Source organism: Acetomicrobium sp. S15 = DSM 107314 (assembly GCF_016125955.1).
GTDB classification, from domain to species: domain Bacteria; phylum Synergistota; class Synergistia; order Synergistales; family Thermosynergistaceae; genus Thermosynergistes; species Thermosynergistes pyruvativorans.
Genome location: NZ_JADEVE010000336.1, coordinates 23,491 through 39,875 on the forward strand (window position 1 = coordinate 23,491; position 16,385 = coordinate 39,875).

At 52.9% G+C, this 16,385-nt stretch carries 20 protein-coding genes; all 20 read left to right on the forward strand.

Going from position 1 to position 16,385, the window contains the following annotated elements; all coding sequences use genetic code 11:
• Positions 1-72 precede the first annotated feature (72 nt).
• Positions 73-408, forward strand: a complete 336-nt coding sequence (locus EZM41_RS09615) for a hypothetical protein (RefSeq protein WP_198470881.1) — start codon at positions 73-75, stop codon at positions 406-408.
• Positions 408-1,295, forward strand: coding sequence for a CBS domain-containing protein (locus EZM41_RS09620; protein WP_232619294.1), 888 nt, complete (start codon positions 408-410; stop codon positions 1,293-1,295). The genes EZM41_RS09615 and EZM41_RS09620 overlap by 1 nt, the downstream gene beginning before the upstream one ends.
• A 377-nt stretch (positions 1,296-1,672) precedes the next feature.
• The gene (locus tag EZM41_RS09625; RefSeq protein ID WP_198470883.1) at positions 1,673-2,122 is read left to right on the forward strand and encodes a hypothetical protein; all 450 of its coding nucleotides are present in this window, start codon (positions 1,673-1,675) and stop codon (positions 2,120-2,122) included.
• 218 nt (positions 2,123-2,340) lie between these two features.
• Positions 2,341-2,721, forward strand: coding sequence for a hypothetical protein (locus tag EZM41_RS09630; RefSeq protein WP_198470884.1), 381 nt, complete (start codon positions 2,341-2,343; stop codon positions 2,719-2,721).
• A gap of 619 nt (positions 2,722-3,340) precedes the next feature.
• The gene (locus EZM41_RS09635) at positions 3,341-3,994 is read left to right on the forward strand and encodes a hypothetical protein (protein WP_232619280.1); all 654 of its coding nucleotides are present in this window, start codon (positions 3,341-3,343) and stop codon (positions 3,992-3,994) included.
• Between the two features lie 17 nt (positions 3,995-4,011).
• Positions 4,012-5,682, forward strand: coding sequence for a GspE/PulE family protein (locus EZM41_RS09640; RefSeq protein WP_198470886.1), 1,671 nt, complete (start codon positions 4,012-4,014; stop codon positions 5,680-5,682).
• On the forward strand, positions 5,682-6,803 hold the full coding sequence (locus tag EZM41_RS09645) for a type IV pilus twitching motility protein PilT (protein WP_232619281.1): 1,122 nt from the start codon (positions 5,682-5,684) through the stop codon (positions 6,801-6,803). The genes EZM41_RS09640 and EZM41_RS09645 overlap by 1 nt, the downstream gene beginning before the upstream one ends.
• 5 nt (positions 6,804-6,808) lie before the next feature.
• Positions 6,809-8,023: a type II secretion system F family protein gene (locus EZM41_RS09650; protein ID WP_198470887.1), complete on the forward strand. Its 1,215-nt coding sequence runs from the start codon at positions 6,809-6,811 to the stop codon at positions 8,021-8,023.
• Positions 8,024-8,117: 94 nt separating this feature from the next.
• Positions 8,118-8,612 carry a prepilin-type N-terminal cleavage/methylation domain-containing protein gene (locus tag EZM41_RS09655; RefSeq protein ID WP_342449290.1) on the forward strand — a complete coding sequence of 165 codons (495 nt, stop codon included), beginning with the start codon at positions 8,118-8,120 and terminating at the stop codon, positions 8,610-8,612.
• 2 nt (positions 8,613-8,614) lie between these two features.
• Positions 8,615-8,983, forward strand: coding sequence for a type IV pilus modification PilV family protein (locus tag EZM41_RS09660; protein WP_198470888.1), 369 nt, complete (start codon positions 8,615-8,617; stop codon positions 8,981-8,983).
• A gap of 25 nt (positions 8,984-9,008) precedes the next feature.
• On the forward strand, positions 9,009-9,884 hold the full coding sequence (locus EZM41_RS09665) for a PulJ/GspJ family protein (RefSeq protein ID WP_198470889.1): 876 nt from the start codon (positions 9,009-9,011) through the stop codon (positions 9,882-9,884).
• A 61-nt stretch (positions 9,885-9,945) separates the two neighbouring features.
• A complete protein-coding gene (gene pilM, locus EZM41_RS09670) occupies positions 9,946-10,827 on the forward strand; it encodes a type IV pilus biogenesis protein PilM (protein ID WP_198470890.1) in 882 nt (293 codons plus the stop codon).
• Positions 10,824-11,414 (forward strand): PilN domain-containing protein, encoded by a 591-nt coding sequence (locus EZM41_RS09675; RefSeq protein ID WP_198470891.1) that lies wholly within the window; start codon positions 10,824-10,826, stop codon positions 11,412-11,414. The genes pilM and EZM41_RS09675 overlap by 4 nt, the downstream gene beginning before the upstream one ends.
• A 16-nt stretch (positions 11,415-11,430) precedes the next feature.
• Complete coding sequence (locus EZM41_RS09680) at positions 11,431-11,898, forward strand: hypothetical protein (RefSeq protein ID WP_198470892.1); 468 nt, start codon at positions 11,431-11,433, stop codon at positions 11,896-11,898.
• Positions 11,899-11,901: 3 nt separating this feature from the next.
• Complete coding sequence (locus EZM41_RS09685) at positions 11,902-12,486, forward strand: hypothetical protein (RefSeq protein ID WP_198470893.1); 585 nt, start codon at positions 11,902-11,904, stop codon at positions 12,484-12,486.
• Complete coding sequence (locus EZM41_RS09690) at positions 12,447-14,156, forward strand: type II secretion system protein GspD (protein WP_198470894.1); 1,710 nt, start codon at positions 12,447-12,449, stop codon at positions 14,154-14,156. The genes EZM41_RS09685 and EZM41_RS09690 overlap by 40 nt, the downstream gene beginning before the upstream one ends.
• Positions 14,157-14,247: 91 nt before the next feature.
• A complete protein-coding gene (gene efp / locus EZM41_RS09695) occupies positions 14,248-14,817 on the forward strand; it encodes an elongation factor P (RefSeq protein WP_198470895.1) in 570 nt (189 codons plus the stop codon).
• Between the two features lie 29 nt (positions 14,818-14,846).
• Complete coding sequence (locus EZM41_RS09700) at positions 14,847-15,257, forward strand: CD1247 N-terminal domain-containing protein (protein WP_198470896.1); 411 nt, start codon at positions 14,847-14,849, stop codon at positions 15,255-15,257.
• 24 nt (positions 15,258-15,281) lie between these two features.
• Positions 15,282-15,845 carry an Asp23/Gls24 family envelope stress response protein gene (locus EZM41_RS09705; protein WP_198470897.1) on the forward strand — a complete coding sequence of 188 codons (564 nt, stop codon included), beginning with the start codon at positions 15,282-15,284 and terminating at the stop codon, positions 15,843-15,845.
• 64 nt (positions 15,846-15,909) lie between these two features.
• Complete coding sequence (locus EZM41_RS09710) at positions 15,910-16,383, forward strand: hypothetical protein (protein ID WP_198470898.1); 474 nt, start codon at positions 15,910-15,912, stop codon at positions 16,381-16,383.
• Positions 16,384-16,385: the final 2 nt, after the last annotated feature.

Here is a 16,385-nt window from a genome sequence, read left to right on the forward strand (position 1 = left end):
AAATCACAAATGGTGGAAACGCAGCAAAAACACAAAAAATAAAGACCTGACCCCAAGAGAGGTGGTAGTGAGTTGCCTGCGCGAAGGGTAGATGTTTCGATGAGCTTTTCTGCTTTTGAGAACCCTATAGTGGACGATGTTCTGCTTATAGGGAAGAAGGCGCCCATCGGGCAAGAAGCCATGCGCAGGCTGATAAGCGCTATAGCACCAGAGGAATACGAAATAGTGACGCTGGACCATCCGACCTTCGAGGCGGCATCGATAAAGAGAGCCTTGCTGAAGGCCATCCCAAGGGAAAAGCTGTTGCCCCTTCTCCTCGGCGAGGGCGAGAGGTTGGCTACAGAAACGGCCATCGTGCGCGTCAGAGTCAGCTTTGCCGCCAACATAAGTCGGGAGGTGGAGCTGTGATGATGAATCTCACGGTAGAGGACATTATGACGAGGGAGATAATCACCATCGCGCCATACGAGTCCATAAAGAAAGCATCTGAGATCATGGAAGAGTGTGGTATCGGATGTCTGCCCGTTATCGAGAAGGGAAAGCTCGTGGGCATAATCACCTCCAGGGATATCAGGGGGGTTCATTCCAATAGATTAGCGGCTGATGCAATGACGAAAACGGTGATAACGACACATCCGGGTTGTTCTCTCTGGGAAGCGAAAGAAGCCATGGAATTCAACGGCATAGAGAAGCTCGTAGTGATCGAAGATGACAAAGTCGTCGGCTTGGTGACGAAGAAACTCCTCTACGGCGAACTGGGCAAGCATACGGACCTCTTGACGGGTTTCGAGCGAGCGGAATGCCTGCAGCACAGAGCCGTTGAGATGCTCCAAGAAGGAAAAGAGATAGCCATCATTTTTATAGACTTGGATAATTTTGGGGCTATAAACAAAGAGTTCGGTCACGTGAAGGGTGACGAAGTCCTTAGGCAGGCCGCGCATATCTTTCGGGGTATCATAGACGAGGAGACGGATAAGATATACCGCTACGGAGGAGATGAATTTGTAGTGCTTTCCACCAAGAGCATATGGGAGGCCAAGGAATTAGCCAATATGATGCTCGCTGCCCTATCCTCCTGGGGGTGGTGGCCTGTTGGGGTCAAGGTTACTGCTTCTGCTGGTGTAGCTGGTGGGCGGCGCAAGGTCGTTCGCTTTAACGGCAACTTAAACCATATGATGGCTGACCTGATAAACATGGCGAGCCTCGCATCGACTAAAGCTAAGAAGGAAAAGGTGTCAGTGGTCGTAGCAGAGCACGCTATAGACGTAGTTCCTGCGGCAGGTGAATCTTCTTAACTGAATAAAAACGAAAAACCCATTGACAGGGCAAGTGTCTTTGTGATATGAAGGCGCAAATAAATTTATACATGCTATGGGGAAGCGATGAACCTCTGCGGATATGAGGCGGGTGCTGGTGCAGAGGGGAGCGAGTGGCGCGACCGACCCCGAAGGCATAAAGAGGAGAGATATGCCTGGGGTCGTTTTGTTTTCTTAAGAGATTACAAGCTCAGAGATTGTTCGTTTTAGGCGGCATCAGAACGTTTTTAAGGATATGTCACACTTAGGACAAGGGAGGCTTAAAGAAAGCAAAAAAGCAAAGATCTAAACCTGTGGGGTGAGGCAAGCGTGAGAAAGGGGGTTTTGGGGCTTTATTTTGTGCAGGCATTTTATTCATGTGCGAGTCCCCCCTTTTTGCTGCTATTAGCATAGGTGTCACAGGAGGGTGTAACCTTGCGGTTACCTCTTTAGACCTCATCGGCGGCGTTGGGACTAACTTAACTAACTTAAAAGACAGCTACGAGAGTGAAAGCGGCGTTACAATGATAAATATAACAGGTACCACCGGAAACGACGATGCGTGGAAGGTGCAGGTGAGAAAAAGTGGCACTTCGTGGCCAAGCGGGGTGACGCTTCAGCTGAAGCGGACAGGAGAAGGAACCGGGGCAGGTGCTATAAGCGGCAGAACTAATTATGTAACTATCGGAGCGCTTGAGGCCGATTTTTTCGAGGGAAGCGGAGACAAGACGGGCATTCCCGTTCAATACAAGGTTTCAGGGATATCCTTGGCCGTTCCTCCTGGCGCTTACAGCGCTACGGTAGTTTACACGGTGGTGGATTTATGACGTGGACTTGTGCTGAAAGACTTTTGGCGAAAGCAAGGGAAAGCCTGCTGCCAGGTGAAAGCACCTGGGCCTTCGCGCGCCTTCTGTCGTAAGACAGAGTTAGGGGGCCTTAAGAAAGGCAAAAAGTAAAGACCTGACCCCAAGGATGAGAGGGGGTGGGACTGTATTGCATCATAGCTTTTAATTAAATCAACCGTAGGAAAGGAGGTGAAAAAAAGATGAAAAAGGCGATAATAGCAGCTTTAATGTTGGGCCTTTGCTTCGGTCTTGCAACTGCGGCTATGGCGGATGTGGCGGCTGACGATACGGTCACGGTTACAGTAAACGCTATCGAAGCATTGGACGTCCCTAACGAGACAGCTATAACCTTGCAATATCTCAACGATGTTAACCCTGGCAAATACGCTACAAGCACAACAACTCATACTGGTGGCCTAACATATACCCACAATTCATCTACGGCCAAGAAGATCACGGCAACGGCGGCAGCGGATACCAGCAACGGGACAAACGACATCACCCTTAAAGTGAAAATCGGAACGGAAACAGCGGGGGCGGTAGTTAGTGGAGGCACCGCCGAAATTACTGCGTCAGTGTAAAACCTCAGGGTGAGATTTTTACTTTTTGTGTTTTTAGCCCCTTTGGTTTCTTGCAACTTCCTAAAACTTCAAGAGCGAATGGTGTTAAAAGAAGTTTTCAAACGGCCTCGGGTCAGCACCGGAGAAAATATATTTAGGCACAAGATCGCGGTGCGATAAACAGCCTTTGGCAATACACAAGCCTTTACGTCGTCTTGCCCTAAATTATGGTATGCTTGTACGTGATAAATACACGGCACCTCTAAATCAGCCTTAACGTACAACCTAAACTTTAGATTGACATGTTTAGGGGTCAGTGGAGGTAGTGGAGGTAGTGGAGGATAAAGGAGCGGGCTTGCCAGAGGCATCGCTGGGTGGGAATGGTCTCAAGGTTGTCAAAAACACAAAAAGTAAAGGCCCCGTAATTTTTGGGAATGTTGAGTTGGAGATAAAGCCCTCGTTCTTGATTCGTCGGTCGATAGAGGCTGCGCCACCATTGTATTTTCCTGCCCGATTCCACGCTAATATAGCTGGAAGATATCGACCGCCATGGGCATTAAGTGATAAAAGATACAACTGGGTAGCGAGTCAATGTCGGTGCGCAATGTTTATCCTGTTTTCGGGGCCGGCTTCGAGATAGGTGACGACAAAAAAGCCCGTAAATATGGGAAACAAGAAAAAAGGTTTTGCGCTGCCTCTTGTCTTGGCTATAATGCTTGCCCTTTCTGCTTTGGCGGTGGTGATGATGGAGCTGGCCACAAATCGCTTTTCCATTTATTCCATAGCTTCAGAGCGGGAACGACTTTACAACGCCGCCCAGTCAGGCAGCGAATGGGGTAAAGCCCGACTTTGGGAGAGCCGAAATTCCCTCAATAGCGAGCAAAAATCCTATACCGGGGAGCTCGGCAGCTTGGCGGTCACCAAGACTTCAGGGGAGGAATTGGCCTTCAACTTGAGCGTTCCGATTTCATCCCCCGATATAACAGTCGAGGTAACTATCCTTGACTGCAACTATAACCCCGATTCTGCAGTTTATTCCGGGAATCTGCCACCGGTCAGAGTCTTTTCGGGAGATATTTCAACGTCGTCCAGCACGCCGGATGGCACCTCTGCTGCAATCTCACCTGACGAGTTGACGTTCTTGAGCAGTTCTCTAAAAGGAGAGCACGCCTTCGTCATCCGATCCAAAGCCATAGGCAAAGACGAGAAAGAGCTTGTGGTAGAAAGCATGGTGGCGATAAGGTACGGTGAACCTATGGAAATGCATGTGCTCTACTGGCAGATCAAAAATTGACATGGTGAGTCGACGGTATGGAACAGAATCGTGAACATCAACACTTGGGGGAGTTGCCGATCAAGGCGGAGGCTGTTGCCAAAAGAGAACTGAAGGAGGCGCTTGAAGAGCAACGGGTCTCAGGCCTGCATCTGGGGGAGATCCCCCTCGAGGAGAAGCACATTACTGAGATGGAGCTCGCCCAGGCGCTCTCTGCGCAGCTGGGACTTCCCCTCGTTTCTCTCTCTCGCCTTCGTCCGACTTCTGAGGCATTGAACCTTCTGCCCGAGGCTGCGGCAAAGAGGCTTGAGGTGGTCCCTTTAAGCGTCATGGATAACCGCATAATTGTGGCTACAGCGAAGCCGCTTGATATCCTCGCCTTGGACGAGGTTAGGATGCTGGCGGGCATGGAGGCGGAGGTGAATATAGCCACGGCCTCGGATATCCGCAGGGCGCTCGAATCCGTCTACTCTGTTAAGGGGAGAATAGAGGAGGCCATGATGGAGGTCGCGCAAACGCAGGTTCGGGACTCCGAAAGGGAAGAAGAGGTGAGCGCAACCGATGCGCCTGTCATAAGGCTAGTCAACAACATCATAGAGCAGGCGGTGCGAGAGGAGGCTTCGGACATACACATAGAGCCCTTCGAGCAATCCACGAAAGTGCGCTTCCGCGTGGATGGTGCATTATTCGACAGTGTGGATTTCTCTAAAAATTTGCACCCCGCCGTCGTCTCGCGCATCAAGATCATGGCCAATATGGACATCGCCGAGAAGCGACGCCCTCAAGACGGGCGCATCCTCATAAAGACCGATGAGCGCAGAGTGGACTTGCGGGTTTCTACCCTTCCCACGATAAATGGGGAAAAGGCGGCAATTCGCGTCCTCGACCCAGCTGCCGCCAAAGTGGGACTCGAGCTCCTCGGTCTGGAGGATGATGAAAAAAGGCTCATCGACGACATCGTAGCAGTTCCTTATGGCTTGACATTAGTCACCGGTCCCACGGGAAGCGGCAAGTCTACAACCCTTTATTCCATCCTCGAGATCGTAAGCAAGCCAGACGTCAACGTAGTGACGGTAGAGGACCCCGTGGAATACACGATCTCCGGCGTCAATCAGGTTCAGATAAACGAGAAGGCGGGTGTGACCTTCGGCGATACGCTGCGAGCGATTTTAAGACAGGATCCCGACAAGATCATGGTAGGGGAGATCCGCGATGCTGAGACGGCCTCCTTAGCCATACGCGCTGCCCTCACCGGGCACTTGGTCCTTTCTACGCTCCATACGAATGATGCGCTGAGCTCTCTGATCCGCCTCGTGGATATGGGGATACAGCCCTTCCTTGTGGCCTCTTCTGTTGTGGCGGTAATCGCTCAGCGCTTGGTGAGGAAGCTCTGCGAGGCGTGCAAGGAGCCTTATAACCTATCACCAGAGCTGAGCAAAGGCCTGGGCTTGCCCGATGGGCCTGTCGTTTACCGACCTGTAGGGTGTGATTTCTGCCGTGGCACGGGGTATAAAGGGCGCACGGGCATTTTTGAGATCATGGTGATGAACGACGAACTGCGCAGTCTCTTTTTGGCGGCTGCCCCTTTAAATGAGCTCAGGGATGCTGCCGAGCGCGAAGGCATGCGCTCACTGAAGGATGCTGCTGTGCGCAAAGTTGTAAAAGGCGTAACGAGCCTGGAAGAAGCTCTTGAGGTTGCTATGCAGTGATGGATGAGATTATGAGGCTCAGACTTCATCTTAGCGATTTGCTGAGTATAGCATTGAGCCTCTCTGCCAGCGATCTACACCTGGCGGTGGGCGTGCCGCCTGCCTTTCGTATAGACGGTGACCTAAAATTCGCCGAAGAAGTCGAGTCGCTTGCCGACGCAGACGTGAGGGCTTTGGTCAGAGAACTGTTGACGGAAGAACAACTTGCGAGGTTGGAAAATGAGTGGGAGCTCGACTTCAGCCTTTCCTTCACGGCCGAAAGCGGAAAGAGAGCGCGCTTTCGGGGCAATTGTTTCATCGAAAGAGGGCACCTTTCTATAGCCCTCAGGATGATACCGTTTCAAGCGTGTTCCATAGATCAGCTCCTCCTGCCTCGGCTCCTCAAAGACGTTGCCAAAAGGGAGCGAGGGCTCTTCCTCGTCACCGGTCCCACGGGAAGCGGCAAGTCCACGACGCTGGCGGCAATTGTAAAGGAAATAAACGATACGAGACGATGCCATGTCATCACTATAGAAGACCCCATTGAATACCTCTTTCAAAACACCCAGTCTATCATATCCCAGAGGGAGGTCGGAGCCGACACGAAGAGCTTCGCCAGCGCCCTCAAAAGGGTCCTCCGCCAGGATCCGGATGTCATCATGGTAGGGGAGATGAGGGACCTCGAGACGATATCGACGACCATCACCGCTGCTGAAACCGGGCACTTGGTCTTATCGACGCTGCACACGCCTGACGCAGCTCAGACGATAGACCGCATCGTAGATGTCTTCCCTGCACATCAGCAGCAACAGGTACGCGTCCAGGTGAGCAACATCCTCATAGGCATATGCTCCCAGCAGCTCCTGCCGGTAGCTGGCGGAGGAAGAATTGTGGCCACAGAGCTGCTTTTGGCCACGCCTGCAGTGAGAAACTGCATCAGAGAGGCCAAGGTGGGACAAACGAAGACGCTTATGCAGACGGGGAGATCCTCGGGCATGCACACAATGGACCAGGATCTGGCGAGGCTGGTAAGAGACGGTGTGATATCCTACGACGCGGCCAGGGTTTATGCCCATGACACTAAAGACCTGGAACGTCTTGTGTTCGAGATCGCTGCAAGCTGGCCGGAGGGGCGAGGATAGAAAAGATGCTGTTTTATTACCGTGCAAAGAACATGGAAGGCGGCGCAGTCGAAGGGAAACTCCAGGCCCAGACAATAGAACATGTGGTCCAGCAGCTGCACCAGCAGAAGCTGATCCCGGTACACATCCGCGAGGATAAGGCGAAGGAGAGAAAATCATCGTTATGGGAACACCTGAAGCTCCTTTCCACCGTAAGCCTGCGGGACAAGGCAGTCTTTTTCCGCCAGCTCTCCACGATGACCAAAGCCGGCGTGCCCTTGGGGAGTGCCCTGGAAGTGCTCTCTCAACAGACCGCAAACGCCCCCTTGGGGAGCACTCTGGTCGAGGTGAAAGGGCTCATCGACGGGGGGCATCCGTTCCATGAGACCCTCAGCATGGGAAAAATCTTCTCCCCCCTAATGGTGGCCATGGTAAAGGCGGGAGAAGAAGGGGGCGTACTGGACGAGAGCTTGGGAAGGCTCGCTTCGTTCTTAGAATGGCAGGACGCGCTGCACAAGAAGATTGTTTCGTCCCTCACGTATCCGGCTTTTGTGCTGTGCTTTGCCCTCTTTGTGGCTTACTTTACGATTGCGTTCATAGTGCCCCGTTTCGCCGTTATCCTCGGGGGATTGGGTGTGCCGCTTCCTGTAATTACGAGAGTTTTGTTTTCGGTGTCGCTTTGGCTGCAGGAGCACTGGTATGTGCCGGCCTTCGCCGTTTTGGGCGCAGGTGCAGCGCTCTATTTCGTGAGCAAGAGCGCCTCTGCGCGCCCTGTCCTCGACAAAATAAAGCTCAGACTCCCAATCGTAGGCGACATCCTCCACAAGATAGCTCTCACCAGGAGCCTGCGCACGCTCTCTTCCCTCGTCGAGGCGGGGGTGCCGATCCTTCAGGCTTTAGATATGACGGCTGGGGTAACGGGAAACGCCCTCTTTTCGAGCGCCTTCAAAGCCTTGAGCGAGGCGGCGCGCCGCGGAGGATCTTTGGGGGAAGAGGCTTCTCGGGTTAAAGCGTTCCCGATCATGGCATCGCACATGATCTCCGTAGGAGAGCAGACGGGTCGCTTGGAGGAGATGCTCGGAAAAGCGGCAGACTTAGTGGAGGTTGAGCTCGACGAGAAAGTGAAACGCCTGACCTTCGTCTTGGAACCGATCCTTTTAATATTCGTAGGCGGCGCGGTGGGCATCATAGTGCTTTCCATATACCTGCCCATCGTGACGACGATACGGGCCATGATGTAGCACCTGCCGCGAAGGAGGTGATGATAAAGCAGCAGCGAAGACTTAAAGGCGTATGGATTTGAGAACTATGAATCTTCAAATGAGGGGGATGAAGGTGAAAGGGACTAGTGTTGTGAGGAAGGGTTTTACGTTGGTAGAACTGCTCATCGTCATGGTCATCATCGGGATATTGGCCAGCACTTTGATGCTCACGATGGGCGGGGGCAGAGGCAAGGCCGAGGCCACAAAGATAGTGAGCGACCTTAGGAATTTGAAAGCCGCTGCCCTCATGTATTACGCCGATAACGACAAGTGGCCGGGTGGTGGGACAGACACTTGGCAGTGGGTAACTGTAAGTTTAGACAAGTACTTAGATAGAGAATATGCCGATGGCGTTTCAGTGGATCTCTACGTAGTTAAGGATGGCAGTGCGGTTTTTGTGGGTTATGGGAAGATAGAGGACGACGCCATCAAAAACTCCCTTAAGGGGATCGCAAAAGATGTGGCTCTCTATGGCACCGATAGTGTTTCAGCTCCTGCACCTAACGATATTACGACACCAAGCTACTACAATGGTCAAAATTACGTCTGGATGATCGTGACGAAATAAAAATGCTGTGTTCGAGGCGGGCCTTTTCGCTCATCGAAATGATAGTAGCCATGTTTTTGATCGTTGTCGCCTTGCTGCCCCTCATGTCAGTGGCAATTTCGTCCATGCAGCTATCTTCTTTTGTGGGCGGATACGGCACGGCTGCGCGCCTGGCTTTAAGCAAGCTCGAAGAGCTCGAGGCCGAAGACCTTTCGACCTTGGGCTCCGGTTCGGAAATAGTCGGCGGTTATAGCCTGAGCTGGGTCGCCTCAAACGACGTTTCCGAGGCCAGGGCAGTGCGCGTAACGGTGACCTGGCGTTCGATAATGGGGCCTCGCTCCGCGGAGGCGGAGAGACTGATGAGCCCTTATGCCGACGCCTCGGCGCCGTAAGAGTTATTATTATATTTATTGGTAGATGAAAAAAGGGCGCGCTTTCACACTGACCGAGCTTTTGATCGTGGCGGTGATAGTTGCAATCGTAGGCGGAGCTGGCGTTTCACTGCTTTACGTCTTCCTCCAGCATGAAGAGCTGGTGAAAGATACGACGGTGGCGCATCAGAGAGGGGAGACGGTTATGGCCGTCTTGGAGAGGCCCCTCCTCCATGCGGGCCTCGGCGTACCCGACGACAAAGCAGGTTTTCAAAGTGCCTTTAAGATTGGTGGTTACAGCCTTTATCCCGAGGTTGCCTCCTGGGACGGTCCGGTGAGTGTCAAGAACATTAGTTTGATCGAGCGTCTGAGGGTGGTGTATGTCGTATCGACTTATTGTGCGGCCGAGGAGTCTTGCGACGTGACAAGCGGCGATCCCGTGGAAGTTTCTTTCGAAGGAGAGCTTCCTTCGGGTCAAATCTTAGCTGGTGGAGGCAACATAAGAAATTTAAAGTCCTGGGTTGCCTTTCCCGCCTCCAAACTGCCGTTCTTCGTGGAAGGGATAGTCGTCCATTCGAATAAGATTAAGTTCAGGGCCTCAAGGCATGTCTTCATCGCCCAATACGATAGGCTTTGTTTGGTGCGGGCGATCGAGGTCTACGCCTACTCAGGCTTTTTCTATGTGGAGGATGTGACGGCCGGAAGCGGACGTCAGCCCGTAGTCGAAGGGATCGCGAGCGCCAAGTTCGAATACGATAACGATAAGGGGACGCTCGCCGTTACGCTTCTCTGCAGGGGAGCCAAGCGCTATGACCGCGAGGTTACGACAGAAAACCCTCCGCTGTGGGAGGGGGAAATTTCTGATGAAGACAGGCATTATCGGTTAATCGCTATGAGAAAAATCTGGCGTGTGAGGAATTAAAAATAAGTGTGTGTGGTGAAGGGTTTTGAAGTTTTTAAAAAGACACAAGGTATTTGCCGGTATGAGTATAGAACCCGGTGGTCTGCGTTACGTGGAAATTTCGGGCGCCTTGGGGGATTTGAGCTGTCGCTGCGCCTTAGTACCGGTTTTGCCGGCTCCGGTTTACCAAGACGCACTGGTAGACGCAACCGGCCTTTTGCCGGCTCTCACGACCTTAAAAGAAGAGGTCGGAATTTCTCCCGTGCCCGTCTCCTTGGGCCTGCCTCCGCGCGACGTGCTGTTGCGCGTCGTGGAACTTCCCCCCATGGAGCTCGAGGAGGCGCGCGCGGCTATAGGTTTTGAGTTCGAGAGGCACTTCCCATTCCCCGCATCAGAAGCCACTTACGACCTGGCACCTGTTGAGTTTCCGGGGAGCGAAGGAAGGTTTCTGCTACTCGTAGCGGCCTCAAGGAGGAAGAGCGTAGAAGTGCTCGTGGATGTCGCCTCTAAGGGCGGGTTGAACCTGTCGGCTCTGGAGCCAGCCAACCTCGCCACCTTCAGGGCAGTCTGCGGCCCTGAAGGTGGCAAAGGCGGCTTTATGGTGCTCATTTTGGGTGAGGAGACGTCGCAGCTCGTAGTGGCTTATAAGGATAACGGAATTCTCTTCCGCACGCTCCTTTTTGGCTTGAAGAGCTCTCCCGTCGAGGAACTTGCCTCCGACCTGACTCGAGAGATAACATCTACTGCAACATACATCGGAGGGACCTTCAGAGGGCTAAAGGTAGAGGTGTTAATTATAAATGGCGGTGGAGAGGATGTGGCCAGCGCCATTCAGGACAAGGTGAGCCTGCCCGTAGCGCTAACGACGGGTGTATGGGATGTTTGGGACATTAAGCCACCCAAGAGCCTCACTGAAGACGGATGGGAGGCAGCCATCGGGCTTGCCGTGAGGGGTCTGTTGTGAAAGTGAAACTGGACTTGAGGCCGCGCGAGGCGATAATAGCTGCGCAAAAGAAGATAGACTTAGTGCGCCTCACAGCCCTTACCTTAATATGCCTTTTCCCGCTTATGGCTTGTACTTCTTTGGTTTACGGCTTTTTGTTGTCACAGGAGCTTGCATCTCGGGTAAAAAGCTTAAACTTATCAGTTGACATGCTAAAAAAGCGGCACGCTAATATCAGCGAGAATTTGGCTGCCTTAAAGGACGATGTGGAACTATACAGGAAGGCCATAGCCTTTATAAAGGCTGAGCCTCCTGTTTTGGAATGCTTGTCGGCCGTTGAGGAAGCGCTTTCGGATGAGACGTGGCTTTCAAAACTTGAAATAAGGGCAGGCAGGGCAACATTTCAAGGTTATGCTCCTACCGAGGGGGAAGTTGTGGAATTCGCGAGGAGGCTTTTGGCCTCTCCCGTGGTTTTAAACGTGGACCTTCCGGTCACACGAAAAATCGTAAAAGACCGCGAAGGTATAGTCGAATTCAACTTGAACTGCTCACTTAAAGGCTTTAGCGAACTTTACAATAGCACTGAAGATGGGCTTCTTAAAGAATAGGCAAGCCACTGTAATTTTGGCTTCTTTGCTCATATTTGCCTTCCTTGTCTTAGGAGAGCTCCACTTTGCAAATGAGGTGACGACCTTACGGAAAGAGATTGCGCGCCTCGAAGAGGAAAGGACCCTTTATGAGTTGCAAATCGAACGCGCTGCGTCTGAGGCAAGGGCGTACGAAGATGCCAGGCTTAAGCTTTTGAAGTATCCCATGAGGATACTCGAGGACGAAGTCTCGTTTTATTCGGGCGTAGAAAGCGCACTGACGCGAAACGAGATTAGCGTCGCGGACGTCCATCCCGTCGAGGGTGAAAAAGGAGTTGTGGCGGCCCAGGTGAATTTCACCGGTAGCTACGTCTCGGTCCTCAAGGCTATAACTGACTGGAGACAGATGGATGGGGTAGCCCGCTTAAAATTCTTGGTTTTTTTGCCTGGAGATGGTAGCACAGTCCGCGGGACGGCCGTTTTAGAATCCATCCTGAAAAGGTAAGTCATGGCTACTCAAAACAGCTGGGGTAGCGCCGTTAAGGGATTGTGGGGCAACCTACTTAAAGGAAGCGGTATTTTTATAACGTTACGTTGGGCATTTTTAATCCTTCTTGCGCTTGGGTTTTTGTGGTCTTTGTCGCTTTTTGTGAACATGGTAAACTTTTCAAAAGACAGTTTTGCAATCGATGCAGCAGAAAAAATGCAGCGGTCGCTCCCTGAACTCTCGGCGTTGGCGGAGGAAGCAAAGGTCGTTTATTCGGCTCGCAGCGGTGAGGTCTTTTCGGTAGGCGCGTCTGCCAGGCGTTACCTCTTTGCGCCGCTTCCCGAAAAAGTTTCAACGGCTTCCTATGCGAGCGCGGACGAGGGCACTTTTCTCTATACAGAGCCCATGCCTCCTATAACCGTCAAAGGCGTTATGCTCATGGGCAAAAAAACCCTCGCCGTAATCTCCATCGGGAGCGAGGAGGGGATTTTGGCCGAGGCAGGTTATACCTTTGGAAACGGTAAAGGAAGAATAGAGAGCATTTCTTCCGATAAGGTGGTGGTTTCATGGGTGGGCGAAAAAAAGGAAATATTCTTAATGCCTTAAAACCCTCTGTCTTGGCAGCTTTTTTGTCCATCTTTGCCGCAACAGGCGCGGCCTTTTCCGAGGAGGCCAAGGTCGAGGGCATCGTGGTGCAACAGGTCGGATCGTCGCTTGTCATCGTAGAGGTTAGGGGATTTTACCTGCCTGCGCCTCAAGTTACATCTCAAAGCCCTTCAGAGCTTCAGTTTTTGTGGCCCGAAACCACTTTACCAAGCACACAGTGGGGAAAGCCTTATCCATTTCCTCTGGTCAAAGGCGTAGAGCTTGCCCAGGCGGATGACGGTGTGGCCATGAAGGTCTTTACAGGAGAAGAGCTCGCTGTCAAGGAGGTGATGGGCAAGGCCCCGGCCAACAGGTACTTCATTCACCTGGAGGCTGTCTCTCATGCCCCATTACTCAAGAAAGCCTTAAGGGAGGCTCCTGGACCCATAAAGGCGTGGGACCCCATGGCCATCACGACACCCGTAACTATAGAGTGGCGCGATATGGACCTCAGGGATGCCATACGTATGCTCGGTAAGATCACGGGGATGAATATCGTCGCTGACCAAAGCGTGCCGGCCACCACATTGACGATGAGCCTGAAAGACGTGCCGCTGAACGAAGCGTTGGGCTACATCATGCGCATGCACGACCTCAGCTACGCCGTAATGGGTAAAACTGTCGTATTCGGGACCAAGCAGGGACTCGGCAAGGTGCTGGGCAAAGTGTCAAGGCGGTCTTACAATGTGGCTTATGCGGACCCCAAGCAGGTAAGCGAGCTCATAAAGGGGATGACCGGGATAACCGAGGTCGCGGTGGACGAGAGATTGCGGACGATTTATGTCGCCGGAAGCGAGGATCAGCTCTATGAGGTGAATAAGATTTTAGACAGGATAGATCATCCGGGGAGGCAAATTATGCTCCAGTCACGAATCATAGAGGTGCGCGACACGAATAAAGAGGAACTCGAATCGCTCGTTGAGGCTGTCTACAGCCATTGGTGGCTATCTTACGGCGCGAGCGGTGGAATGTTGGGTTATTCGAGTGCAAGCGATGCCGCGCGCTATGGGCCCAAAAACGACAGGACGACATCGCCTCAAGGCATAGACCTCAAGGACATAGCCGAAGGGGGTTTAAGGGTCTTAGATGCAGGGCTTCGCATTTTGGTTGAAAAGAACGCCGCCGATATCTTGGCTTCCCCCTCAATCGTAACCATTGACGGCCAAAAAGCCAGCATCCGCCTAACGACAAATTACAAGTATATATCGGAACGTGACGACGCTGGGAACCCGGTTTACAGCGAAGAGCAGGTGGGGCCCACGCTCGAAATCACGCCCACAATAGGGCGGGACGGCGTAGTGACTATAAACGTGAATATTACAACTGGTGAGATCGTTGAGTGGCGTGCGGGTGGCAGGGGAGAGGAAGTGCCGATAACGAGCTTGAGGGAGGTCAAAACTATGGTGCGTGTTAGAAATGGCGAACTCTTCGTAATCGGCGGGCTCTTTAATGAACGAAATACGGTGACTACGACCAGGGTCCCCGTCTTGTCGGATATCCCCCTCTTGGGCGAACTCTTTAAGAGTAAAAGAAAAGACAAGGAAAGGTCAGAAGTGGTAGCCGTGGTGGTGCCCTATATATTAGAGGTGCCCACATCGAGCGTGGAGATGAGCACGCTCAATTTGCGATAACCCCCCTGCCTTGGCAGGAGACTGCGATTGTTGTATCCTATGAGGCGTCAGTTGGACTCAGAGTCGGGTTGAAAGAGCAGGTGGTAGCTGGATGGCGGATATCGTAGAGGCCGTCGATTTTCACCAGGGAATGAAGGTGCGATGGCAGGGTGAAGTGTGGGAGATAGTGGATTGTCAGCATCACAAGATGGGGCGCGGCGGAGCCATAGTTAGGACCAAGCTGCGCAACATGAACAACGGCTCTATCGTTGACAATTCCTTTCGTCCCACCGAGAGATTTGAGCGCGTAATCCTCGACGAAAGGCCTGCGCAATTCATGTATCGGGATGGCGACAATTACGTCTTCATGGAGCTGGAGAGCTACGATCAGGTATATGTGCCCGAAAAGATCTTGGGCGAAGGCGCTGGATACCTCCATGACAACCTCGAGGTGACGCTCCAGCTGCTCGACGGCAGGGTGGTGAGCGTTGAGCTTCCGAAATCCGTGGAGCTGAAGGTAGTCGACACCCCGCCGGGTTTCAAGGGCGACACCGTGAGCGGCGGAGGGAAGCCCGCTACGCTTGAGACCGGCCTCGTGATAACCGTCCCCATGTTCGTCGAGGTGGGAGATGCGGTCGTCGTGGACACGCGCACCGGAAACTACATCGAGCGCGCCAAATGAGGATCTGTTTTGGGGAAGGAGGCAAAAGGGTGAATTCACGAGAGGCCATAGCTTACCTAAAAGGCTTGCTCGAAGGTGCCCCTCTAACCGATGAAGGGGAGAAGAGGCTGTTCGATGCGATATTTTGCGCCATCGATTCGCTCTCTCTCGAACTGCAGGAGCTCAAGCAGAGGGTGGATGAGGGTGAGAAGGTCTATGGCGACGTCCTCGATAGCTGCCTGAGGTTGGAAGACGAGATGAGCGATCTTCACGATGAGGTGGACCTCCTCAAAGGGGGAGAGGAGGCCGAAGGGGTAGAGGAAGATTACGAGGAATTCTATGCTTCTCTTACCTGCCCCGCGTGTGGGCATAGTTTTTATTACCAGCCCGACGAATACGAGGAGGGGGAACAGCTGCAGTGCCCCAGTTGTGGGGGATTTTTTGACCTTCCTCGATCTTGAAAAAGACGTGAGGGGGTGGATCAGATGGAGGAGGAAAGAAGACGAGAAGAGGAAGTGGCTTCCGAAGGGGTTTCCGAAGGGGGAGAAGCTGAAGAATTAAAGAAAGAGGAGAAAATGGCGTCGGAAGAGGCCGCAGAGGCCAGACCGTTGGTGCCTGTGGAGGAGCCACGAGGAGAGGTCAAGATCGACGAGTCCGTCATCGGTCAGATAGCGATGCAGGCCCTCCGCACAATTAAGGGAGTGCAGCCCTCCGCGGGCAGCATGATGTCTAAGATGGGCTTCGGCCGCAAGATGTACGGGGGCGTCCGCGTATCTCTCGAGGACGAGGAGAATCCGCAGGTAACTGTAGATACCTACATCTCGGTAAGATATGGCCTTCGCATACCGGACGTGGCATGGGACCTTCAAGAGACGATCAAGAATCAGCTCGAACAATATACCGGATACACAGTGAAGGCCGTCAACGTCTACGTGCAGGGCATACACTTCGAAGACGGCCGACCGCTGGAAGAGGCGCCCAAAGAGCCAGCAAAAGAGAGCGAGAGCGCTGAGCGACAGGATGCAGAGGCCTTCAAAGAGGAAGGGTGAGCTTCTGGTGACGGTGGAAGTGCTTTGATCTGTGGGCAGCCTCTGCTGCGTAGGGGGGAGGGCTGTGCACTATTTATGGAAGGCGAATAACCTGGGGTCTATATGGGTTCAAAAGGATGCGCTGCTGCAGTTCCTGCGCTGTCGCTTGCCCTTTGGTTACGAATGCGAAGACGTATCCTTTGTAGCCGAGGAGGGTAGGCTATACCTGTTTTTGGTGCGCCCCGATTCCGATCTCCGTCAGGTCGAGGCGCTGGTCGCAGACCTGGAGAGAGACTTGAAGAAGATCGGCTTTTCGTCGGTCCGCGTGGGGTGGGCTTTAAAAGAGGAAGCTCCCTCCATGCCCGAGCCCGGTCGCCTTTACATGCACCCTCTCTTCTGGGCCGTTCTCGCTTCCGCCATCGTCGCCTTTGTCCAGTTGGGCTTCTGGCGCTCTCTGGTAGTCTGCATTGCGGGATTGGCCGGATACGGGGTGGCGCACTTTACGATTGTGAGAGGTAAAGTGACTCCTTCCAACCCCTTAAGATGTCGCAGGAGGTGAAA